A 22,304-nucleotide genomic window follows, 5' to 3' on the forward strand; every position below is an offset into this window, starting at 1 on the left:
TTGTGCATTCGCACAATGCAGCCGTTGCTGAACTTCCCTATGCTTGAGCTCTGCTCACAGGAGGGTTACATGGCTGGCTGGCATCTTGATACCAAAATGGCGCAGGATATCGTGGCGCGCACCATGCGCATCATTGACACCAATATCAACGTAATGGATGCCCGCGGGCGCATTATTGGCAGCGGCGATCGCGAGCGTATTGGTGAATTGCACGAAGGTGCCCTGCTGGTGCTCTCTCAGGGACGCGTGGTTGATATCGACGATGCGGTAGCGAAACACCTGCACGGCGTGCGTCAGGGGATTAACCTGCCGCTGCGTCTGGAAGGGGAAATTGTTGGCGTTATTGGCCTGACGGGCGAACCGGAATCCCTGCGTAAATACGGCGAGCTGGTTTGTATGACGGCGGAAATGATGCTTGAGCAGTCGCGCCTGATGCACCTGCTCGCCCAGGACAGCCGTTTACGCGAGGAGCTGGTAATGAACCTGATTCAGGCGGAAGAGCATACGCCTGCACTCAGCGAATGGGCGCAGCGTCTGGGGATCGATCTGAACCAGCCGCGCGTGGTGGCGGTGATTGAGGTCGATAGCGGACAGCTTGGCGTAGACAGCGCGATGGCCGAGCTGCAGCAGCTGCAAAATGCGCTGGCGACGCCGGAGCGCGACAACCTGGTGGCGATAGTCTCGCTGACGGAAATGGTGGTGCTTAAACCCGCGCTCAATTCGTTCGGCCGCTGGGATGCTGAGGATCACCGTCGTCGCGTGGAACTGCTGATTTCCCGTATGGAGGAGAACGGCCAGCTGCGTTTTCGCGTTGCTCTGGGCAATTACTTTACCGGGCCGGGCAGCATCGCCCGGTCCTGGCGTACCGCGCGCACCACCATGATGGTGGGCAAGCAGCGGATGCCGGAGAGCCGCAGTTATTTTTATCAGGATCTGATGCTGCCGGTGCTGCTCGACAGCCTGCGCGGCGGCTGGCAGGCGAACGAGCTGGCGCGTCCGTTAGCGCGCCTGAAGGCGATGGACAATAACGGCTTGCTGCGCCGGACCCTGCAGGCGTGGTTCCGCCATAACGTGCAGCCGCTGGCGACGTCTAAAGCGCTGTTTATTCACCGCAACACCCTGGAGTATCGGCTTAACCGAATTTCGGAGCTGACGGGGCTGGATTTGGGAAACTTTGACGACAGGCTGCTGCTCTATATAGCGTTGCAGCTGGACGAGCAGAGATGATGCAGCGTGCGTTTTTCACCCTCTCCCACAGGGAGAGGGCCGGGGTGAGGGGATCAGACCGCACCGGACTTATTTATTGCGCGTTAATTTCTCAAGATCCGCTTCAATCTCGCTGATCTTGTTGGTGACAACGCTTTCAAGGTGACGCAGATCGTCGAGGATCTTGCGCTTGAGATCGACTTCGGTGCGATCGCGCTGGCAAATCTGATCGAGTTCATCGATCACATAGCGCAGGTTAGGGCTAATTTCCTGCACCTCTTTGTACCCTTGTCCTACGCCGTCAGCGACGACGGTCTTACGCTGGCGTGGATATTTAAACTTCACGCTCTTGGCGAAAAACTCTCCTTTATCCTTGTGAAAATAGATTTTTAAAATGTCGTTGTTGGCTTCCTGGCGAAGGCTGTAACGATCGATTTCATCAGGATTGGTAATGCCCAGACTTTTCAGATTATCGTACATAGCGGTACCCTTATCTCAACATAACCTTTGAATAATTAACGAAAAAATTCCTTTTTGCCACCCTCACATACAAAAAAAGCGGGGTCGATCCTGATTACATTTCACTGAAATTACCGGGCAGGGAAGGTGCATTGCCCCCACTCGTTTATTGTTGTTTTTAACGACTACGTCAAGTGGAAATAAATTTTATACCTTAATCGGCATTCTCATCGCTGACGCAGCATAGCGATAGCCGTGAGAAAAGAAGAGCGAGACGGTATTCAAAACCGGGGAAATGAGGCAAAGTTATCGCACGAAAGCGTAGCCCGCGGAGATAATGACATGTCAGGACGCATTGATTATCAAATTGAAAAATACAGCTTTGGCGCCGCAGAGGAGAGCCCAAGGCTCACGCACCAGTGGGCAGAAGTTGCCGCAGAGTGCCGCCAGCTAAAGGCTGGTGCGGAAGAGCGTCTACGCATTGCCTTACTGAACGTGGATTATGTCACCAGCTTCGAACTGCCGTTCCGACTGGTGCTGACCCGCGCCCCTCAGCTTATCGCCGGGCTGCGCGATGAGTTTCAGCTAAGCCAGAAGAACGTCATCTTTAACGGCAAGCGCTTTGGCTGCGTCTACAGCCTGAAAGCCGATCTCAATGCGATTCCCGAGGCTTTTCAGTACCGCATGAGCACCCGCATTAGGCGGATCGATCCCACCGGGCTTACTGCAGAGCCTTTCCGGCAGATTGCCAAAGAGGTAAAAGCGCCGCGTGAGCGACTGAAGCTGGCGCTGGAGTCGGGTCTGGCCGTGACGGCTCTCGACGGGCTTTTCTGGCTTGGGAGCCAGCGTATGGCGGCGGATATCGCAGGGTTGAGAAAAAAGGGAATGGCAATCGCGACGGCGGAAACGGACGTTTTTGATGATTATACCGGGACGCACAGGCGGGTCCCGGTATATCAACGCGTCGGGGATTAGTCGATGGTGCGCAGCAGTTCGTTGATGCCCACTTTACCGCGGGTTTTTGCATCTACTTTCTTCACGATAACCGCACAGTACAGGCTGTATTTACCGTCTTTTGACGGCAGGTTACCGGAAACGACCACGGAGCCCGCAGGAACGCGACCGTAGTGCACTTCGCCAGTTTCGCGGTCGTAAATACGGGTGCTCTGGCCGATGTAAACGCCCATGGAGATCACGGAGCCTTCTTCCACGATCACGCCTTCCACCACTTCTGAACGTGCGCCGATGAAGCAGTTGTCTTCGATGATGGTCGGGTTAGCCTGCAGTGGCTCCAGAACGCCACCGATGCCGACGCCGCCGGACAGGTGAACGTTTTTACCGATCTGCGCGCAGGAACCGACGGTTGCCCAGGTATCAACCATGGTACCTTCGTCAACGTACGCACCGATGTTCACATAGGATGGCATCAGCACGGTGTTACGTGCGATGAATGCGCCCTGACGTACAGCCGCCGGTGGTACCACGCGGAAGCCTTCTTTCTGGAAACGCGCTTCGTCGTAATCCGCGAATTTCATTGGCACTTTATCGAAGTAGCGGCTTTCTGCTCCGTCGATAACCTGGTTATCGTTGATGCGGAAAGAGAGCAGCACGGCCTTCTTCAGCCATTGATGAGTGACCCACTGACCGTCGATTTTTTCTGCCACGCGCAGCGCGCCGGAATCCAGCAGGGAAATAACCTGGTTTACCGCTTCACGGGTCACGGTATCCACATTTGCCGGAGTGATCTCGGCGCGACGCTCAAAAGCGGACTCAATAACGTTCTGTAACTGCTGCATTGTTTACTCTTTCCATTTCACTAAAAAACACGTCACCCTTTATCGTTTGGATTGAGGGCTGCTGTCAACCGTTGTTGCACTTCAAGCTGCAGGTCATTATTAAGGGCACGCCGGTCTGCGGTGGCGATTATAAATAAATCTTCTACTCGCTCGCCAATGGTTGTAATTCGGGCGCCATGAAGCGAAATTCCCAGATCGGCAAAAACCTGGCCGACGCGGGCAAGCAGCCCTGGCTGGTCGAGCGCGATCAGCTCCAGGAACGATTTACGGTCGGTGTGGGTCGGCAGGAAATTAACCTCGGTATCGACGGTAAAGTGGCGTAATTTAGCCGGCTGGCGACGCGGCTGCGGCGGCTGCCAGCTGCGCTGGGTAATCGCCTGCTCCAGACCGAAACGTATCCCTTCATGCCTGTCCGACGACAGCGGGCTGCCGTCCGGCTCCAGCACGATAAAAGTATCCATCGCCATGCCGTCGCGGGTGGTAAAAATCTGCGCGTCGTGAACGCTCAGGTTACGCCTGTCCAGCTCGGCGCAGACGGCAGCAAACAGATAAGGCCGGTCCGGGCTCCAGATGAATATCTCCGTTCCGCCGCGCGTGGCCTGCGGGCTCAGCAGGATCATCGGTTGTGACAGATCGTGCTTCAACAGGTGCCGCGCGTGCCAGGCAAGCTGGTTTGGGCTGTGGCGCACAAAATAGTTGGCACGACAGCGGGCCCAAATCTGATGCAGCGCCTCTTCATTAATGTTATCCATCCGCAGCAGCGCCAGCGCCTGCAGCTGGTGATGACGCACGCGCTCGCGCATGTCCGGGGTGTTTTGCATCCCGCGACGCAGCTGTTTTTCGGTGGCGAAGTACAGCTCGCGCAGCAGGCTCTGCTTCCAGCTGTTCCACAGGGTCTCGTTGGTGGCGCAAATATCGGCCACCGTCAGGCAGACCAGATAGCGCAGACGGTTTTCCGTTTGCACCTCTTCGGCGAACTGCTTAATCACCTCAGGGTCCTGGATATCGCGACGCTGGGCGGTGACCGACATCAGCAGGTGATGGCGCACCAGCCAGGCGACCAGCTGCGTTTCACGTGAGTTGAGACCGTGCAGTTCGGCAAATTTCAGCACATCCTGCGCGCCCAGCACCGAGTGATCGCCGCCGCGGCCCTTGGCGATGTCGTGGAACAGAGCGGCAATCAGGATCAGTTCCGGGTGGGTCAGGCGCGGCCACAGTTCCACGCACAGGGGATGGCGGGAGCGCGTCTCTTCTTTCGCAAAGCTTTCCAGCTTGAGCATCACGCGGATGGTGTGTTCATCCACCGTGTAGGCGTGGAACAGATCGAACTGCATCTGCCCGACGATGTGCGACCACTGCGGCATATAGGCCCACAGTACGCTATGGCGGTGCATCGGCAGCAGCCCGCGGCTGACGGCGCCCGGGTGGCGAAGCATGCTCAGAAAAAGCGAGCGTGCTTCCGGGATGTAACACAAAGGCTGCGTCAGATGGCGGCGCGCGTGGCGCAGATGGCGCAGGGTAGTGGAGTAGATCCCGGTGATCGTGCTGTTGCGCACCATGGTGTAGAACATCCGCAGGATCGCTTCCGGCTCGCGGATAAACAGCGCTTCGTCGCGCAGATCGATCAGCGTGCCGCGGAGCTGGAATTCGTCATCAATCGGGCGCGGCTTTTCGTCCGCCGTCAGGGCGAGGATCGCTTCATCAAAAAGCTGCAACAGCATCTGGTTCAGCTCGGTGACCCGGCGGGTGACGCGGAAGAAATCCTTCATCATCTGCTCAACCGGCTCGTTGCCTTCGCCCTGATAGTTCAGCCGCTGCGCCACGCTGAGCTGACGGTCAAACAGCAGGCGGTTATCGTAGCGGGTAACTTCCAGATGCAGGGCAAAACGGATGCGCCACAGCAGGTGCAGGCATTCGTTCAGCTCGTTACGCTCGGCCTCGGTCAGGAAGCCGAAGCCGACCATCTCGTCCATCGAGGTGGCGCCAAAGTGGCGACGGGCGACCCACTGTAACGTGTGGATGTCGCGCAGGCCGCCGGGGCTGCTTTTAATATCGGGTTCAAGATTATAGCTGGTGCCGTGGTAGCGCTGGTGGCGCTGGTTTTGCTCCTCGACCTTGGCGGCGAAGAATTTCTCAGATGGCCAGAAGCCGTCGCTGAAAATATGCTTTTGCAGCTCCAGGAACAGCGCGACGTCGCCAATCAGCAGGCGGGTTTCAATCAGGTTGGTGGCGACGGTCAGGTCAGATAACCCCTCCAGCAGGCACTCTTCCAGAGTGCGCACGCTGTGGCCCACTTCAAGCTTGACGTCCCAGAGCAGGGTCAGCAGCTCGCCTATTTTCTGCGCCTGTTCGTCCGGCAGCTTTTTGCGGCTTAAGATCAGGAGATCGATATCGGAGAGCGGATGGAGCTCACCGCGGCCATAGCCCCCGACGGCAACCAGCGCGACGTCGCTAACCTGCCCGAAACCGTAGTCGATCCACAGACGCTGCAGGAGCTGGTCGATAAATTCGGTGCGCGCTTCGATGAGCTGCTCGGCAGATACGCCCGCGTCGAACGCGCTGCCCAGCCAGCGGTGGAAAACATCCATATGGGCTTTTATGTGCGCGCAGGTCAGCTCGTGCGGCGGCCAGACGCCCGGGTTATCGGGCTGGTCGGGGAGGGTGGGAAGTGCTGTGTTAGCATACTGTTCGGGTAATAGATTACTCATCGTGCGCCACCCATAAGAAAAAGCTATCGCCATTAAAAAAGCCGGCATTTGCCGGCTTCTTATCACTCAATGTTCGTCAGTATCGCCGGGATGGTGTCATCCTTGCGCAACGTCATAATTTCGCAGCCGTTGTCCGTTACCACAATAGTATGCTCGTACTGGGCAGACAAGCTTCTGTCTTTGGTTTTCACCGTCCAGCCGTCTTTCATGGTGCGAATACGGTAGTCACCGGCGTTGACCATCGGCTCGATGGTGAAGGTCATCCCTTTTTGCAGCACCACGCCGCCGTCATCGGCATCATAGTGCAGCACCTGCGGCTCTTCGTGGAAGACGCGGCCAATGCCGTGACCACAGTACTCGCGCACCACGGAGAAACCTTCCGCTTCCACGAATTTCTGGATTGCGGCACCGAGGGTGCGCAGGCGAATGCCCGGCTTAACCATTTTCAGCGCCAGGTACAGGCTCTCTTGCGTCACTTTGCACAGACGCTCGCCCAGAATAGTTGGTTTGCCAACGATGAACATCTTAGAGGTGTCACCGTGGTACTCGTCTTTAATGACGGTCACGTCGATGTTGACGATGTCCCCATCTTTCAGCAGTTTTTCGTCGTCCGGAATACCGTGGCAAACCACTTCATTAATAGAGATGCAGACGGATTTCGGGAAGCCGTGGTAGCCGAGACAGGCGGAAACCGCGTGCTGCTCGTTAACGATATAGTCATTACAGATGCGATCCAGTTCGCCGGTGCTGACGCCCGGCTTCACGAACGGCTCGATCATTTCGAGTACTTCCGCGGCCAGACGACCGGCGACGCGCATCTTTTCAATTTCTTCAGGTGTCTTAATAGAGATAGCCATGTAATCTGTCCATCGGTGTCGATTTTTTCGACAATACTAGTCTAAGTGTCGTCAATGGTATCAGTCAGGCACGTCCCGTGCCAAATTGAGAATCATTAACAGCACACTCCGCCAACAACTGTTGGTTTCTGGTCGTGTTTTGTGGTATAAAGCGCGCCGGACTTCCGATCCATCTCAGATACACAGGCTGGACGGAAGCGACAAATCTCACTTTGTGTAACAACACACACGTATCGGCACATATTCCGGGGTGCCCTTCGGGGTCGGTAATATGGGATACGTGGAGGCATAACCCCAACTTTCAATATAGAGGTTTTAAAACATGGCAACTGTTTCCATGCGCGACATGCTCAAGGCTGGTGTTCACTTTGGTCACCAGACCCGTTACTGGAACCCGAAAATGAAGCCTTTCATCTTCGGCGCGCGTAACAAAGTTCACATCATCAACCTTGAGAAAACTGTACCAATGTTCAACGAAGCCCTGGCTGAGCTGAACAAGATCTCTTCCCGTAAAGGTAAGATTCTGTTCGTTGGTACTAAGCGCGCTGCAAGCGAAGCTGTGAAAGATGCTGCTAACAGCTGCGACCAGTTCTTCGTGAACCATCGCTGGTTGGGCGGCATGCTGACCAACTGGAAAACTGTTCGTCAGTCCATCAAGCGCCTGAAAGATCTGGAAACCCAGTCTCAGGACGGTACTTTCGACAAGCTGACTAAGAAAGAAGCGCTGATGCGCACTCGTGAACTGGACAAGCTGGAAAACAGCCTGGGCGGTATCAAAGATATGGGCGGCCTGCCAGACGCGCTGTTCGTAATCGATGCAGACCACGAGCACATCGCTATCAAAGAAGCTAACAACCTGGGTATCCCGGTATTCGCTATCGTTGATACCAACTCCGATCCGGACGGTGTTGACTTCGTTATCCCGGGTAACGACGACGCAATCCGTGCTGTTAGCCTGTACCTGAGCGCTGTAGCTGCTACCGTTCGTGAAGGCCGTTCCCAGGATCTGGCTTCTCAGGCGGAAGAAAGCTTCGTAGAAGCTGAATAATAAGGTTTTACCCCTTATTAGTACCGTGTATGAATAGGGGCCCATTATCGGCCCCTTTTTTCAATTTACACTGTTTGGCCTCCGGCCGGGCAGTTCACATCTCCCGAGGATTTAAGAATGGCTGAAATTACCGCATCCCTGGTAAAAGAGCTGCGCGAGCGTACTGGCGCAGGCATGATGGATTGCAAAAAAGCGCTGACTGAAGCGAACGGCGACATCGAGCTGGCAATCGAAAACATGCGTAAATCCGGTGCGATCAAAGCAGCTAAGAAAGCAGGCAACGTTGCTGCTGACGGCGTGATCATCACTAAAATCGACGGCACCTACGGCATCATTCTGGAAGTTAACTGCCAGACTGACTTCGTTGCTAAAGATGGCGGTTTCCAGGCATTTGCGAACAAAGTTCTGGACGCAGCTGTTGCTGGCAAAATCACTGACGTTGAAGTTCTGAAAGCACAGTTCGAAGAAGAACGTGTTGCGCTGGTTGCTAAAATCGGTGAGAACATCAACATCCGTCGCGTATCTTCTCTGGAAGGTGAAGTACTGGGTTCTTACCAGCACGGCGCACGTATCGGTGTTCTGGTTGCGGCTAAAGGCGCTGACGAAGAGCTGGTTAAACAGCTGGCAATGCACATCGCTGCAAGCAAGCCAGAATTCGTTAAGCCAGAAGACGTGTCTGCTGAAGTGGTAGAGAAAGAGTACCAGGTTCAGCTGGACATCGCGATGCAGTCTGGTAAGCCAAAAGAAATCGCAGAGAAAATGGTTGAAGGCCGCATGAAGAAATTCACCGGCGAAGTTTCTCTGACTGGCCAGCCTTTCGTTATGGATCCAAGCAAGTCTGTTGCTCAGCTGCTGAAAGAGCACAACGCTGACGTAACTGGCTTCATCCGCTTCGAAGTGGGCGAAGGCATCGAGAAAGTTGAGACTGACTTCGCAGCAGAAGTTGCTGCAATGTCCAAGCAGTCTTAATGATTGAAAAGGAGCCGCCTGAGGGCGGCTTCTTTTTGTCACCCGTCACAGGAAATCAGACAGGCTCCAGTATCGCCGTGCTGATTTGCGGCATATTATGTCGCCAGAATTAACTCCCATCTTAATCGTTGACAGTCTCAGGAAAGAAACATGGCTACCAATGCAAAACCCGTGTACAAACGCATTCTGCTTAAGCTGAGTGGCGAAGCGCTGCAGGGATCGGAAGGCTTCGGTATTGACGCAAGCATCCTTGATCGCATGGCACAGGAAATCAAAGAACTGGTCGAACTGGGTATCCAGGTTGGCGTGGTCATTGGCGGTGGCAACCTTTTCCGTGGTGCTGGTCTGGCGAAAGCGGGGATGAACCGCGTTGTGGGCGACCACATGGGTATGCTGGCAACCGTGATGAATGGCCTGGCAATGCGTGACGCTCTGCATCGCGCTTATGTGAACGCCCGCCTGATGTCTGCGATTCCCCTGAATGGCGTATGCGATAATTACAGCTGGGCAGAGGCTATCAGCCTGCTGCGCAACAACCGCGTGGTGATCCTCTCCGCCGGTACGGGTAACCCGTTCTTTACCACCGATTCCGCTGCCTGCCTGCGCGGTATCGAAATTGAAGCCGACGTGGTGCTGAAAGCGACCAAAGTAGACGGCGTGTTTACTGCCGACCCGGCAAAAGATCCGTCTGCGACCATGTACGATCAGCTGAGCTACAGCGAAGTGCTGGATAAAGAGCTGAAAGTGATGGATCTTGCCGCCTTCACGCTGGCTCGCGACCACAAACTGCCGATCCGTGTCTTCAACATGAACAAGCCCGGCGCACTGCGTCGCGTGGTCATGGGCGAAAAAGAAGGCACTTTGATCACGGAATAATTTCCGTCGACGATAAATACAGGTAAGATTCCGCTTTACTTTGTAGTGGTATCTTACCTGGACGCGCCTTTGGCGTTGTCATGAATTAAACGCGACTATACTTAGCACACCTGTAGCGCTGTGCTGGCGGATAGTCTGCCTGAGACAAGTTTTCAAGGATTCGTAACGTGATTAACGACATCAGAAAAGATGCTGAAGTACGCATGGACAAATGCGTAGAAGCGTTCAAAAACCAAATCAGCAAAATCCGTACTGGCCGTGCTTCCCCAAGCCTGCTGGATGGCATCATCGTAGAATACTACGGTACGCCAACCCCTCTGCGTCAGCTGGCGAGCGTGACGGTTGAAGATACCCGTACGCTGAAAATCAACGTCTTCGATCGCTCTATGAGCCCGGCCGTTGAGAAAGCGATCATGGCCTCTGACCTGGGGCTGAACCCAAGCTCTGCGGGCGCTGACATCCGCGTTCCGCTGCCTCCGCTGACGGAAGAGCGTCGTAAAGACCTGATCAAAGTGGTTCGCGGTGAAGCTGAGCAGGGTCGTGTTTCCGTACGTAACGTGCGCCGCGACGCGAACGATAAAGTGAAAGCACTGCTGAAAGAAAAAGAGATCAGCGAAGATGACGATCGTCGTTCTCAGGACGACATTCAGAAAATGACCGACGCTGCCATCAAGAAAATTGATGCGGCGCTGGCAGAAAAAGAAGCGGAACTGATGCAGTTCTGATTTCTGTCGTACACTGATAAACGCCGTTCAGAGGGACTTCGGGTCTTGCTGGCGGCGTTTTGCTTTTATCTGGTCTAACTTTTTCGGGCATCTCATGAAGCATTTAACACTCCTCGGCTCAACCGGCTCCATTGGTTGCAGTACTCTCGACGTCGTCCGCCATAATCCTGAACTTTACACCGTGACAGCGCTGGTGGCCGGTAAGAATGTGCAGCGGATGGTCGAGCAGTGTCTGGAGTTTATGCCCCGCTATGCGGTGATGGATGACGAAGAGAGCGCGCGCCTGCTGAAAGCCCAGCTGCGTGAGAAGGGCAGCCGAACCGAGGTGCTGAGTGGCCAGCAGGCGGCCTGCGAGATGGCGGCGCTGGATGAGGTTGACCAGGTTATGGCGGCCATCGTCGGCGCGGCCGGGCTGCTGCCGACACTTGCTGCGATCGATGCCGGTAAAGATGTTTTGCTCGCTAATAAAGAGTCGCTGGTGACCTGCGGACGTCTGTTTATGGACGCGGTAAAACAGCGCGGGGCGCGTCTTTTACCGGTCGACAGCGAGCACAACGCCATTTTTCAGAGTTTACCGCAACCTTTTCAACAGAACCTGGGGTACGCTGACCTGGAGCAGAATGGCGTTGTGTCGATTCTGCTTACCGGGTCTGGTGGCCCGTTCCGTGAAACGCCACTGTCTGAACTGCGCGCAATGACGCCGGATCAGGCGTGCCGTCATCCGAACTGGTCAATGGGGCGTAAAATCTCCGTGGATTCTGCCACCATGATGAACAAAGGTCTGGAATACATTGAAGCGCGCTGGCTGTTTAATGCGTCGGCGAAACAGATGGAAGTACTGATCCACCCGCAGTCGGTGATTCACTCGATGGTGCGCTATCAGGATGGCAGCGTGCTGGCACAGCTCGGCGAGCCGGATATGCGTACGCCTATTGCCCATTCAATGGCATGGCCGAACCGGGTGAAATCCGGCGTGAAGCCGCTTGATTTCTGTAAGCTCAGTTCTCTGACGTTCAGTGAACCAGACTACGATCGTTATCCTTGTCTGAAGCTTGCAATGAACGCCTTTGACCAAGGGCAGGCGGCGACGACGGCACTGAATGCAGCCAATGAAATTACCGTTGACGCATTTCTGAATCAGCAGATCCGTTTTACCGATATCGCGACCTTAAATTTATCGGTACTGGAAATGATGGATTTGCGCGAGCCACAAAGCGTGGAAGAGGTGCTGGCGGTGGATACAGCTGCTCGTGATATTGCGCGTAAACAGGTGACACGTCTCGCAAGCTGGTGATAAAGCAAGCACTAGTGGTCGTGCTATTTGTTAGCGTTGGGCTTCAGTGATATAGTCTGCGCCACCTGATCGCAGGAATTTGACTTTATGTGGTCAGGTAAGCCGTGGTTTGACACGGCTTTTTTATGTACAGGCTTAAGTATTCCTGAGTACCGTTAAATCCTTTCAGGGACAAAAAACGCGTTATGTTGTCTGCGAATCAACCAATAAGCGAAAACTTGCCAGCTCATGGCTGCCGTCATGTAGCAATCATTATGGATGGCAACGGGCGCTGGGCGAAAAGACAAGGGAAAATACGAGCCTTTGGGCATAAAGCGGGAGCGAAATCTGTTCGCCGCGCCGTCTCTTTTGCCGCCAATAACGGCATTGATGCGTTAACGCTCTATGCTTTTAGCAGTGAAAACTGGAATCGACCTCCGCAGGAAGTGACTGCGTTGATGGAATTGTTCGTGTGGGCGCTAGACAGCGAAGTAAAAAGCCTGCACCGCCACAACGTTCGCCTGCGCATCATTGGCGATACCAGTCGTTTTAACTCACGTTTGCAGGAGCGGATTCGTAAAGCAGAAGCGCTGACGGAAAATAATACCGGTCTGACGCTCAACGTTGCGGCGAATTACGGTGGACGCTGGGATATTATCCAGGGCGTTCGGCATCTGGCCGAACAGGTTCAGGAAGGGCTGTTGAGACCCGACCAGATTGATGAAGAGGCGCTAAGCAAGCAAATCTGCATGAATGAACTGGCACCTGTGGATTTGGTAATTAGGACAGGGGGGGAACATCGCATAAGTAACTTTCTGATATGGCAAATTGCCTATGCTGAACTTTACTTTACGGATGTTCTCTGGCCCGATTTTGATGAACAAGACTTTGAAGGTGCGCTGCATGCCTTTGCCAATCGAGAGCGTCGTTTCGGCGGCACCGAGCCAGGTGGCGACAAAGCCTGATGGGGGTAGCTTTTGCTGAAGTATCGCCTGATTTCCGCTTTTGTTTTAATACCCATTGTCATTGCGGCGCTGTTTTTACTGCCCCCGGTGGGATTCGCCATTGTCACGCTGGTAGTGTGCATGCTCGCCGCCTGGGAATGGGGACAGTTTAGCGGCTTTACCTCGCGCAGCCAGCGGGTATGGCTTGCGGTACTCTGTGGCTTTATCCTGGCCATAATGCTGTTTACGTTGCCTGAATATCACCATGATATTCATCAACCGCTGGTAGCCGGCTCCCTGTGGGTGTCGTTGGCCTGGTGGGTTGCCGCGCTGTTGCTGGTGCTTTTTTATCCAGGTTCAGCCGCAATATGGCGACATTCAAAAGTGCTGAGACTGATTTTTGGTTTGCTCACCATTGTTCCGTTTTTCTGGGGCATGGTCGCGCTGCGCGCCTGGCACTATGACGAAAACCACTACAGCGGTGCGATCTGGCTGCTTTATGTGATGATTCTCGTCTGGGGGGCTGACTCCGGGGCCTATATGTTTGGTAAACTGTTTGGCAAACATAAGCTGGCACCAAAAGTTTCTCCGGGGAAAACCTGGCAAGGCTTCATCGGCGGCTTGTTTACGGCAGCGATCATCTCCTGGGGCTATGGCGTCTGGGCAGATCTGGCCGTGGCACCGTCAATACTGCTGGTGTGCTCGATTTTTGCTGCACTTGCCTCAGTGCTCGGTGATTTAACCGAAAGTATGTTTAAGCGTGAAGCAGGGATTAAGGACAGCGGACATCTTATTCCAGGGCATGGCGGTATACTGGATCGCATTGACAGCCTGACAGCGGCTGTTCCAGTATTTGCTTGCCTGCTTTTACTGGTATTCGGGACGATTTAACGGAAGGTTTTATGCTGAGCATTCTCTGGAATCTGGCGGCGTTCATTGTTGCACTGGGTGTACTGATTACCGTGCATGAATTTGGCCATTTCTGGGTTGCTCGCCGTTGTGGTGTGCGGGTAGAGCGATTCTCCATCGGTTTTGGCAAATCACTCTGGACGCGCACCGACCGTCACGGCACGGAATTTGTCATCGCCCTTATCCCGCTTGGCGGCTACGTCAAAATGCTCGACGAACGCGTTGAGCCAGTCGCTCCCGAACTGCGACACAGTGCGTTTAACAACAAAACCGTTGGACAACGCGCCGCCATCATTGCTGCCGGACCGGTAGCCAACTTCATCTTTGCGATTTTCGCTTACTGGCTGGTGTTTATCATCGGCGTCCCTGGCGTGCGTCCGGTAGTGGGGGAGATTGCACCTGACTCCATCGCGGCGAGTGCGCAAATTACATCCGGGATGGAACTTAAAGCGATTGATGGCATCGAAACCCCTGATTGGGATGCCGTGCGACTGCAGCTGGTAGCCAAAATTGGCGATCCGCAGACAACTATCAGCGTATCGCCGTTTGGGTCAGACGCGCGTCAGGACAAAGTACTGGATTTACGCCACTGGCGTTTCGAGCCAGACAAAGAGGATCCCGTCGCTGCGCTGGGCATTCGTCCCCGCGGCGCGCAGATTGAGCCGGTATTAGCTGAAGTACAGGCAAATTCGGCGGCGAGCAAAGCGGGTTTGCAAGCTGGCGACAGGATCGTTAAAGTCGATGGTCAACCATTAACAGAGTGGATGACCTTTGTTACTCTGGTGCGCGATAATCCGGGGACGTCCCTCGCGCTGGAAGTTGAAAGGCAAGGCAGTCCGCTTTCGCTGACGCTGATCCCGGATACGAAGTCGGTCGGCAAAAAGGCAGAAGGGTTTGCAGGCGTTGTGCCAAAAGTGATCCCGCTGCCAGATGAGTACAAGACAATACGCCAGTATGGGCCGTTCAGCGCCATTCTTGAAGCCACGGATAAAACATGGCAACTGATGAAGCTGACGGTCAACATGTTGGGGAAATTGATAACCGGTGATGTGAAACTGAACAACCTCAGTGGGCCAATCTCGATTGCTCAGGGGGCTGGGATGTCAGCGGAGTTCGGGGTGATTTACTATCTCATGTTCCTCGCGCTTATTAGCGTGAACCTTGGGATAATCAACCTGTTCCCGCTTCCCGTTTTAGACGGGGGTCATCTGCTGTTTTTAGCGATTGAAAAGCTAAAAGGCGGGCCGGTATCCGAGCGAGTTCAAGACTTTAGTTATCGCATTGGCTCGATTTTGCTGGTGCTGTTAATGGGGCTTGCACTTTTCAATGATTTCTCTCGGTTGTAAGAGAGTTAGTTAGGAAGAACGCATAATAACGATGGCGATGAAAAAGTTGCTCATAGCGTCGCTGCTGTTTAGCAGCGCCACCGTATACGGTGCTGACGGGTTCGTAGTGAAAGATATTCATTTCGAAGGCCTTCAGCGTGTCGCCGTTGGTGCGGCCCTCCTCAGTATGCCTGTGCGCCCCGGCGATACGGTTAATGATGAAGATATCAGTAACACCATCCGTGCTCTGTTTGCCACCGGCAACTTTGAGGACGTCCGCGTCCTGCGCGATGGTGATACGCTGCTGGTACAGGTAAAAGAACGTCCAACGATCGCCAGTATCACTTTCTCCGGCAACAAGTCGGTGAAAGATGACATGCTCAAGCAAAACCTTGAAGCATCGGGTGTTCGTGTGGGTGAATCTCTGGACCGCACAACCCTTTCAGACATTGAAAAAGGTCTGGAAGACTTCTACTACAGCGTCGGTAAATACAGCGCCAGCGTGAAAGCGGTTGTCACTCCGCTCCCGCGTAACCGTGTTGACCTGAAGCTGGTCTTCCAGGAAGGTGTTTCTGCGAAGATCCAGCAGATCAACATCGTGGGTAACCACGCGTTCAGCACCGACGAACTGATCTCGACCTTCCAGCTGCGCGATGAAGTGCCGTGGTGGAACGTAGTTGGCGATCGTAAATACCAGAAGCAGAAACTGGCGGGCGACCTTGAAACCCTGCGCAGCTACTATCTGGATCGCGGTTATGCCCGCTTCAACATCGACTCGACTCAGGTCAGTCTGACTCCGGACAAGAAAGGTATCTACATTACGGTTAACATCACTGAAGGCGATCAGTACAAGCTTTCCGGTGTTGAAGTGAGTGGTAACCTGGCGGGGCATTCTGCTGAGATCGAATCGCTGACCAAAATTCAGCCGGGCGATCTGTATAGCGGATCCAAAGTCACCAAAATGGAAGACAGCATTAAGAAGCTGCTCGGCCGCTATGGTTATGCCTATCCGCGCGTACAGACTCAGCCGGAAATCAACGACGCGGATAAAACCGTTAAGCTGCACGTTAACGTTGATGCGGGTAACCGTTTCTACGTGCGTAAGATCCGCTTCGTCGGTAACGACACCTCCAAAGACTCCGTTCTGCGCCGTGAAATGCGCCAGATGGAAGGTGCTTGGCTGGGCAGCGACCTGGTCGACCAGGGTAAAGAGCGTCTGAACCGTCTGGGCTATTTTGAAACCGTAGACACTGAAACTCAGCGTGTACCGGGCAGCCCGGATCAGGTTGATGTCGTTTATAAAGTGAAAGAGCGTAACACCGGTAGCTTTAACTTCGGCGTGGGCTACGGCACGGAAAGCGGCGTGAGTTTCCAGGTAGGCGTCCAGCAGGATAACTGGCTGGGTACGGGTTACTCTGTTGGTATTAACGGTACCAAAAACGACTACCAGACCTACTCTGAGTTCTCCGTTACCAACCCATACTTCACCGTTGACGGTGTGAGCCTGGGCGGTCGTATCTTCTATAACGACTTTAAAGCGGATGATGCAGATCTGTCTTCCTACACCAACAAAAGTTACGGTGTGGACGGAACGCTTGGCTTCCCGGTTAACGAATACAACACCCTGCGAGCGGGCTTAGGTTACGTGCATAACGACCTGTCCAACATGCAGCCGCAGGTGGCGATGTGGCGTTATCTGGACTCTATCGGCCAGTCTGCAAGCACGTCCAGCGATGACAACGGTTTTGCTGCAGATGACTTCACCTTCAACTACGGCTGGACTTACAACCGTCTTGACCGCGGTTACTTCCCAACGGAAGGCTCTCGCGTCAACCTGAACGGTAAGGTGACCATTCCTGGTTCCGATAACGAGTTCTATAAGGTGACGCTGGATACCGCGTCCTACTTCCCGATTGATGACGATCACAAGTGGGTGGTTCTGGGTCGTACCCGTTGGGGCTATGGTGACGGTATCGGCAGTAAAGAGTTGCCGTTCTATGAGAACTTCTACGCGGGTGGTTCAAGCACCGTGCGTGGCTTCCAGTCCAACAACATTGGTCCGAAAGCGGTTTATTACGGCGGTAATGATGAAGATAACTGCGCAAGCCGCGATCCAAAACAAGTATGTAGCTCTGATGATGCGGTAGGCGGTAACGCCATGGCCGTGGCCAGCCTGGAGTTCATCACCCCAACGCCATTTATCAGTGATAAATACGCGAACTCCGTACGTACGTCCTTCTTCTGGGATGCGGGTACGGTGTGGGATACCAACTGGGAGAATACTGCCCAGATGCGCGCGGCTGGCGTACCAGACTACAGCGATCCGGGCAATATTCGCATGTCTGCCGGTATCGCATTACAATGGATGTCACCGCTGGGGCCGTTGGTCTTCTCCTACGCCCAGCCGTTTAAGAAATACGATGGAGACAAAGCGGAGCAATTCCAGTTTAACATTGGTAAAACCTGGTAATAATCCGCTGCAATGGAATGCGTTGGCAGTGTAGCGCTGACAACCGGCGATCGGTAAAACGGTCGCCTTGCCACGCAAAGAACGGTACCTTCTGGTGCCAATGGGATGGTAAGGAGTTAATTGTGAAAAAGTGGTTATTAGCTGCAGGTCTCGGTTTAGCGATGGCAACTTCTGCTCAGGCAGCAGACAAAATCGCAATCGTCAACATGGGTAATTTGTTCCAGCAAGTCGCTCAGAAAACCGGTGTTTCTGCGACTCTGGAAAACGAATTCAAAGGCCGTGCGAGCGAACTGCAGCGTATGGAAGGCGATCTTCAGTCCAAAATGCAGCGTCTGCAGCGTGATGGTTCTACCATGAAAGCAAGCGATCGCAGCAAACTGGAAAAAGACGTTATGGCTCAGCGCCAGACCTTCTCCCAGAAAGCGCAGGCTTTCGAGCAGGATCGTCAGCGTCGTTCTAACGAAGAGCGCGGCAAGCTGGTGACTCGCATTCAGACTGCTGTTAAAGCAGTTGCTGCCGATCAGAGCATCGATCTGGTTGTTGATGCGAACGCCGTTGCTTTCAACAGCAGCGATGTTAAAGACATCACCGCTGATGTTCTGAAACAGGTTAAATAAGTAATGCCTTCAATTCGACTGGCTGATTTAGCTCAGCAGTTGGATGCAGAATTACACGGTGATGGCGATATCGTCATCACCGCTGTTGCGTCCATGCAATCTGCTAAAGCTGGCACGATTACCTTCATGGTAAGCCCTAAGTACCGTGAACAACTGGCTCAATGCCAGGCGTCAGCTGTTGTTCTGACGCAGGACGATCTTCCTTTTGCCACTGGAAGCGCGCTGGTAGTGAAAAACCCCTACCTGACGTATGCACGCATGGCTCAAATTCTTGATACCACGCCGCAGCCGGCGCAGAACATTGCTGCCAGTGCAGCGATTGATCCGACGGCTAAGCTGGGTAACAACGTGGCCGTTGGCGCGAATGCGGTTATTGAATCTGGCGTTGAGCTGGGCGATAACGTCGTCATTGGCCCTGGATGCTTCGTTGGGAAAAATACGAAAATCGGCGCTGGAACCCGTTTATGGGCCAACGTGTCCGTTTATCATGAAGTTGAAATCGGCGAAAATTGCCTCGTCCAGTCCAGTACCGTGATTGGTTCTGATGGCTTTGGTTACGCGAACGATCGCGGTAACTGGGTTAAGATCCCACAGCTTGGTCGCGTTATTATTGGCGATCGCGTGGAGATCGGGGCCTGTACAACGATCGACCGTGGTGCACTCGACGACACGATCATTGGCAATGGTGTTATCATCGATAACCAGTGCCAGATTGCGCATAACGTTGTGATTGGCGACAATACCGCGGTTGCGGGGGGTGTCATCATGGCGGGCAGCCTGAAAATTGGTCGTTACTGCATGATTGGCGGCGCGAGCGTGATTAATGGCCATATGGAAATATGCGACAAGGTGACGGTGACGGGTATGGGCATGGTAATGCGTCCTATCACTGAACCTGGCGTCTATTCCTCCGGTATTCCGCTGCAACCCAACAAGGTATGGCGTAAAACAGCAGCGCTGGTGATGAACATTGATGATATGAGCAAGCGACTCAAGTCTCTTGAGCGTAAGATCGATCAACAAGACTAAACGTCACCCGTTTAACGCCATCTTTCCCGGCCTGTCGGCTTTCTAATAAACCGGCAGGCCGTGTTATTATTGTTATCAGTACATTTTGACAGGAAGAGTATTTTGACTACTGACACTCATACTCTGCATATTGAAGAGATTTTAGAACTTCTGCCGCACCGCTACCCGTTTTTGCTGGTAGACCGCGTGCTGGATTTTGAAGAAGGTCGTTTTCTGCGCGCAGTGAAAAATGTTTCCGTGAACGAGCCGTTCTTCCAGGGACACTTCCCGGGTAAGCCTATTTTCCCGGGTGTGTTGATTCTGGAAGCGATGGCTCAGGCTACCGGTATTCTGGCGTTTAAAAGCGTCGGTAAGCTGGAGCCGGGTGAACTGTATTACTTCGCAGGTATTGATGAAGCGCGCTTCAAGCGTCCTGTCGTACCTGGTGATCAGATGATCATGGAAGTCACTTTTGAAAAAACGCGTCGTGGCCTGACTCGCTTCAAAGGCGTAGCGCTGGTTGACGGCAAAGTTGTTTGCGAAGCGACGATGATGTGTGCTCGTAGCCGGGAGTCCTGATACGTGATTGATAAATCCGCCTTTATTCATCCTACCGCTATTGTGGAAACCGGTGCCATCATTGGTGCTAACGTCCACATTGGCCCGTTCTGTATTGTTGGACCCCATGTCGAAATTGGTGAGGGTACAGTACTGAAATCTCACGTTGTCGTGAATGGTCACACGACCATTGGCTGCAATAACGAGATCTATCAGTTCGCTTCCATCGGCGAAGTTAACCAGGATCTGAAATATGCTGGTGAGTCGACCCGTCTGGAAATCGGCGATCGTAACCGTATTCGCGAAAGCGTCACCATTCATCGTGGAACAGTGCAGGGTGGTGGGTTGACGAAGGTGGGCAGCGACAACCTGTTTATGGTAAATGCGCATATTGCGCACGACTGTACCGTGGGCGATCGCTGTATTCTTGCCAACAACGCAACGCTGGCAGGACACGTATCGGTTGATGACTTCGCAATTATTGGCGGCATGACCGCAGTCCATCAGTTCTGCATAATTGGTGCACACGTGATGGTCGGCGGATGCTCCGGTGTGGCGCAGGACGTTCCACCGTATGTGATTGCGCAGGGTAACCATGCCACGCCGTTTGGCGTGAACATCGAAGGCCTCAAGCGTCGTGGTTTTAGCCGCGAAGCGATTACCGCCATCCGCAACGCGTACAAGCTGCTGTACCGTAGCGGTAAAACGCTGGAAGAGGCGAAGCCGGAAATTGCCGAACTGGCGAATAAGCATCCTGAAGTGAACGCGTTCATGGAGTTCTTTGACCGTTCCACGAGGGGTCTGATTCGTTAATGGTCGACAGTCGTCCGCTTACGATAGCCCTGGTCGCCGGAGAAACCTCCGGCGATATTCTTGGTGCAGGTCTCATCCGTGCGCTTAAGGCGCGTGTACCCAATGCTCGCTTTGTGGGCGTAGCGGGCCCGCTGATGCAGGCAGAAGGCTGTGAAGCCTGGTATGAAATGGAAGAGCTGGCCGTTATGGGCATTGTTGAGGTGCTGGGGCGCCTGCGACGCCTGCTGCATATTCGTGCCGATCTCACCCGCCGCTTTACCGAACTCAAACCCGATGTGTTTGTCGGTATCGACGCACCCGATTTCAATATTACCCTCGAAGGTAATCTGAAAAAGCAGGGCATCAAAACCATTCACTACGTCAGTCCGTCCGTGTGGGCGTGGCGACAGAAACGCGTTTTCAAAATCGGACGGTCCACCAACCTGGTGCTGGCTTTCCTGCCTTTCGAAAAAGCGTTTTACGACAGATTTAATGTTCCGTGCCGTTTTATCGGCCATACCATGGCGGATGCGATGCCGCTGGATCCGGATAAAAACGCGGCGCGTGACGTGCTTGGTATCCCGCATGATGTGCACTGTCTGGCGCTGCTGCCGGGTAGCCGGGGCGCGGAAGTGGAAATGCTCAGCGCTGATTTCCTGAAAACGGCGCAAATTCTTCGCAAGACTTACCCCGATCTTGAAGTGGTGGTGCCGCTGGTGAATGCCAAACGCCGCGAGCAGTTTGAGCGCATCAAAGCCGACGTTGCCCCGGATCTTCACGTCCGTCTTCTCGACGGGAAAGGGCGAGAAGCCATGTATGCGAGCGATGCCGCACTGCTGGCTTCCGGCACGGCAGCGCTGGAGTGTATGCTGGCGAAATGCCCGATGGTGGTCGGTTATCGCATGAAGCCGTTTACCTTCTGGCTGGCAAAACGTCTGGTGAAAACGGATTATGTCTCCCTGCCAAACCTGCTTGCCGGGCGCGAGCTGGTTAAAGAGCTTTTGCAGGATGAGTGCCAGCCGCAGGCGCTGGCGGATGCCCTGCTGCCGCTGCTGGCAAACGGCAAGACCAGCCACCAGATGCACGATACCTTCCGTGAACTGCATCAGCTGATCCGCTGTAATGCTGATGAGCAAGCGGCTGATGCAGTGCTGGAGTTAGCAAAATGATGGAATTTATTTATCCCCACACGCACCTCGTTGCCGGAGTGGATGAAGTCGGGCGCGGCCCGTTGGTCGGTGCCGTGGTGACCGCCGCGGTGATCCTCGATCCAACGCGCCCGATTATTGGTCTGAACGACTCAAAAAAACTCAGTGAGAAACGCCGCCTGGCGCTGTTCGATGAAATTAAAGAGAAGGCGCTGGCCTGGAGCGTTGGGCGCGCAGAGCCGAATGAAATCGACGATCTGAATATTCTGCACGCCACGATGCTGGCAATGCAGCGAGCTGTTGCTGGCCTGAAGGTTGTGCCTGAATATGTGCTGATCGACGGTAACCGTTGCCCGGCGCTGCCGATGCCTTCTATGGCCGTTGTTAAAGGAGACAGCCGCGTCGCAGAGATCAGTGCAGCTTCTATTATTGCCAAAGTGACGCGCGACGCCGAAATGGCCGCGCTGGACCTCACTTATCCTCAGTATGGTTTCGGCCAGCATAAGGGGTATCCAACGGCTTTCCATCTGGAAAAGCTGGCTGAACATGGCGCAACCGAACATCACCGGCGCAGCTTTGGCCCGGTGAAGCGCGCGCTGGGACTGGTGTCCTGAAT

General features: G+C 54.1%; 21 protein-coding genes. 17 read left to right on the plus strand and 4 right to left on the minus strand.

The annotated features are described in order from the left end of the window. The first annotated feature begins 69 nt into the window (after window positions 1-69). Window positions 70-1,227, plus strand: a complete 1,158-nt coding sequence (cdaR, locus tag UTO39_RS10940; RefSeq protein ID WP_320727167.1) for a DNA-binding transcriptional regulator CdaR — start codon at window positions 70-72, stop codon at window positions 1,225-1,227. Window positions 1,228-1,296: 69 nt separating this feature from the next. Here the strand turns inward: cdaR and UTO39_RS10945 are convergent, their stop codons facing one another. Further along, window positions 1,297-1,686, minus strand: coding sequence for a DUF3461 family protein (locus UTO39_RS10945; protein WP_008501916.1), 390 nt, complete (start codon window positions 1,684-1,686; stop codon window positions 1,297-1,299). Window positions 1,687-2,007: 321 nt separating this feature from the next. Between UTO39_RS10945 and UTO39_RS10950 the strand changes: the two genes are divergently transcribed. Then, entirely contained in the window at window positions 2,008-2,640 is a 633-nt protein-coding gene (locus UTO39_RS10950) for a DNA-binding protein (protein ID WP_049000557.1), read from the plus strand. On the opposite strand, the gene dapD is transcribed toward UTO39_RS10950, so the two are convergent. From dapD to map, 3 genes are all read right to left on the minus strand, one after another. After that, entirely contained in the window at window positions 2,637-3,461 is an 825-nt protein-coding gene (gene dapD, locus UTO39_RS10955; protein ID WP_008501915.1) for a 2,3,4,5-tetrahydropyridine-2,6-dicarboxylate N-succinyltransferase, read from the minus strand. The genes UTO39_RS10950 and dapD overlap by 4 nt on opposite strands. A 32-nt stretch (window positions 3,462-3,493) precedes the next feature. Beyond that, window positions 3,494-6,169: a bifunctional uridylyltransferase/uridylyl-removing protein GlnD gene (glnD, locus tag UTO39_RS10960; RefSeq protein ID WP_061099702.1), complete on the minus strand. Its 2,676-nt coding sequence runs from the start codon at window positions 6,167-6,169 to the stop codon at window positions 3,494-3,496. Between the two features lie 62 nt (window positions 6,170-6,231). After that, window positions 6,232-7,026 carry a type I methionyl aminopeptidase gene (map, locus tag UTO39_RS10965; RefSeq protein WP_028015578.1) on the minus strand — a complete coding sequence of 265 codons (795 nt, stop codon included), beginning with the start codon at window positions 7,024-7,026 and terminating at the stop codon, window positions 6,232-6,234. A gap of 322 nt (window positions 7,027-7,348) precedes the next feature. On the opposite strand from map, the gene rpsB reads away from it, so the two are divergent. The 15 genes from rpsB to rnhB all read left to right on the plus strand — a co-directional run bounded on the left by rpsB (window position 7,349) and on the right by rnhB (window position 22,302). Beyond that, window positions 7,349-8,074 (plus strand): 30S ribosomal protein S2, encoded by a 726-nt coding sequence (gene rpsB, locus UTO39_RS10970; RefSeq protein ID WP_003856207.1) that lies wholly within the window; start codon window positions 7,349-7,351, stop codon window positions 8,072-8,074. Window positions 8,075-8,191: 117 nt separating this feature from the next. Next, window positions 8,192-9,043: a translation elongation factor Ts gene (tsf, locus tag UTO39_RS10975; protein WP_028015579.1), complete on the plus strand. Its 852-nt coding sequence runs from the start codon at window positions 8,192-8,194 to the stop codon at window positions 9,041-9,043. Window positions 9,044-9,193: 150 nt separating this feature from the next. Next, entirely contained in the window at window positions 9,194-9,919 is a 726-nt protein-coding gene (gene pyrH, locus UTO39_RS10980; protein ID WP_008501910.1) for a UMP kinase, read from the plus strand. 167 nt (window positions 9,920-10,086) lie between these two features. After that, complete coding sequence (gene frr / locus UTO39_RS10985; protein WP_003856180.1) at window positions 10,087-10,644, plus strand: ribosome recycling factor; 558 nt, start codon at window positions 10,087-10,089, stop codon at window positions 10,642-10,644. Between the two features lie 94 nt (window positions 10,645-10,738). Next, a complete protein-coding gene (gene ispC / locus UTO39_RS10990; RefSeq protein WP_061099169.1) occupies window positions 10,739-11,938 on the plus strand; it encodes a 1-deoxy-D-xylulose-5-phosphate reductoisomerase in 1,200 nt (399 codons plus the stop codon). A gap of 185 nt (window positions 11,939-12,123) precedes the next feature. After that, window positions 12,124-12,882, plus strand: a complete 759-nt coding sequence (ispU, locus tag UTO39_RS10995; RefSeq protein WP_028015581.1) for a (2E,6E)-farnesyl-diphosphate-specific ditrans,polycis-undecaprenyl-diphosphate synthase — start codon at window positions 12,124-12,126, stop codon at window positions 12,880-12,882. Between the two features lie 12 nt (window positions 12,883-12,894). Further along, complete coding sequence (cdsA, locus tag UTO39_RS11000) at window positions 12,895-13,752, plus strand: phosphatidate cytidylyltransferase (RefSeq protein ID WP_061099168.1); 858 nt, start codon at window positions 12,895-12,897, stop codon at window positions 13,750-13,752. An 11-nt stretch (window positions 13,753-13,763) separates the two neighbouring features. Beyond that, window positions 13,764-15,116, plus strand: a complete 1,353-nt coding sequence (rseP, locus tag UTO39_RS11005; protein WP_061099167.1) for a sigma E protease regulator RseP — start codon at window positions 13,764-13,766, stop codon at window positions 15,114-15,116. A gap of 31 nt (window positions 15,117-15,147) precedes the next feature. Continuing rightward, window positions 15,148-17,565 (plus strand): outer membrane protein assembly factor BamA, encoded by a 2,418-nt coding sequence (gene bamA, locus UTO39_RS11010; RefSeq protein ID WP_266179226.1) that lies wholly within the window; start codon window positions 15,148-15,150, stop codon window positions 17,563-17,565. 122 nt (window positions 17,566-17,687) lie between these two features. Then, window positions 17,688-18,182 (plus strand): molecular chaperone Skp, encoded by a 495-nt coding sequence (gene skp / locus UTO39_RS11015; RefSeq protein WP_014882635.1) that lies wholly within the window; start codon window positions 17,688-17,690, stop codon window positions 18,180-18,182. A 3-nt stretch (window positions 18,183-18,185) separates the two neighbouring features. Continuing rightward, a complete protein-coding gene (lpxD, locus tag UTO39_RS11020) occupies window positions 18,186-19,211 on the plus strand; it encodes a UDP-3-O-(3-hydroxymyristoyl)glucosamine N-acyltransferase (RefSeq protein WP_041911190.1) in 1,026 nt (341 codons plus the stop codon). Window positions 19,212-19,313: 102 nt separating this feature from the next. Next, window positions 19,314-19,769: a 3-hydroxyacyl-ACP dehydratase FabZ gene (fabZ, locus tag UTO39_RS11025; RefSeq protein WP_010426706.1), complete on the plus strand. Its 456-nt coding sequence runs from the start codon at window positions 19,314-19,316 to the stop codon at window positions 19,767-19,769. A 3-nt stretch (window positions 19,770-19,772) separates the two neighbouring features. After that, complete coding sequence (gene lpxA / locus UTO39_RS11030; protein ID WP_023310462.1) at window positions 19,773-20,561, plus strand: acyl-ACP--UDP-N-acetylglucosamine O-acyltransferase; 789 nt, start codon at window positions 19,773-19,775, stop codon at window positions 20,559-20,561. Further along, window positions 20,561-21,709, plus strand: coding sequence for a lipid-A-disaccharide synthase (gene lpxB / locus UTO39_RS11035; protein WP_253540784.1), 1,149 nt, complete (start codon window positions 20,561-20,563; stop codon window positions 21,707-21,709). The genes lpxA and lpxB overlap by 1 nt, the downstream gene beginning before the upstream one ends. After that, window positions 21,706-22,302 carry a ribonuclease HII gene (gene rnhB, locus UTO39_RS11040; RefSeq protein WP_061099164.1) on the plus strand — a complete coding sequence of 199 codons (597 nt, stop codon included), beginning with the start codon at window positions 21,706-21,708 and terminating at the stop codon, window positions 22,300-22,302. Before lpxB ends, rnhB begins: the two co-directional genes overlap by 4 nt. Window positions 22,303-22,304 lie beyond the last annotated feature (2 nt).

Origin of the sequence: Enterobacter sp. 118C5 (assembly GCF_034107645.1) — a bacterium.
Lineage (GTDB): Bacteria > Pseudomonadota > Gammaproteobacteria > Enterobacterales > Enterobacteriaceae > Enterobacter > Enterobacter nematophilus.

Excerpts from the sequence above, each read along its gene's own strand:
- cdaR (WP_320727167.1), top strand. The coding sequence starts at position 70 with ATGGCTGGCTGGCATCTTGATACCAAAATGGCGCAGGATATCGTGGCG.
- UTO39_RS10945 (WP_008501916.1), bottom strand. The coding sequence starts at position 1,686 with ATGTACGATAATCTGAAAAGTCTGGGCATTACCAATCCTGATGAAATC.
- UTO39_RS10950 (WP_049000557.1), top strand. The coding sequence starts at position 2,008 with ATGTCAGGACGCATTGATTATCAAATTGAAAAATACAGCTTTGGCGCC.
- dapD (WP_008501915.1), bottom strand. The coding sequence starts at position 3,461 with ATGCAGCAGTTACAGAACGTTATTGAGTCCGCTTTTGAGCGTCGCGCC.
- glnD (WP_061099702.1), bottom strand. The coding sequence starts at position 6,169 with ATGAGTAATCTATTACCCGAACAGTATGCTAACACAGCACTTCCCACC.
- map (WP_028015578.1), bottom strand. The coding sequence starts at position 7,026 with ATGGCTATCTCTATTAAGACACCTGAAGAAATTGAAAAGATGCGCGTC.
- rpsB (WP_003856207.1), top strand. The coding sequence starts at position 7,349 with ATGGCAACTGTTTCCATGCGCGACATGCTCAAGGCTGGTGTTCACTTT.
- tsf (WP_028015579.1), top strand. The coding sequence starts at position 8,192 with ATGGCTGAAATTACCGCATCCCTGGTAAAAGAGCTGCGCGAGCGTACT.
- pyrH (WP_008501910.1), top strand. The coding sequence starts at position 9,194 with ATGGCTACCAATGCAAAACCCGTGTACAAACGCATTCTGCTTAAGCTG.
- ispC (WP_061099169.1), top strand. The coding sequence starts at position 10,739 with ATGAAGCATTTAACACTCCTCGGCTCAACCGGCTCCATTGGTTGCAGT.
- ispU (WP_028015581.1), top strand. The coding sequence starts at position 12,124 with ATGTTGTCTGCGAATCAACCAATAAGCGAAAACTTGCCAGCTCATGGC.
- rseP (WP_061099167.1), top strand. The coding sequence starts at position 13,764 with ATGCTGAGCATTCTCTGGAATCTGGCGGCGTTCATTGTTGCACTGGGT.
- bamA (WP_266179226.1), top strand. The coding sequence starts at position 15,148 with ATGGCGATGAAAAAGTTGCTCATAGCGTCGCTGCTGTTTAGCAGCGCC.
- lpxD (WP_041911190.1), top strand. The coding sequence starts at position 18,186 with ATGCCTTCAATTCGACTGGCTGATTTAGCTCAGCAGTTGGATGCAGAA.
- lpxB (WP_253540784.1), top strand. The coding sequence starts at position 20,561 with ATGGTCGACAGTCGTCCGCTTACGATAGCCCTGGTCGCCGGAGAAACC.
- rnhB (WP_061099164.1), top strand. The coding sequence starts at position 21,706 with ATGATGGAATTTATTTATCCCCACACGCACCTCGTTGCCGGAGTGGAT.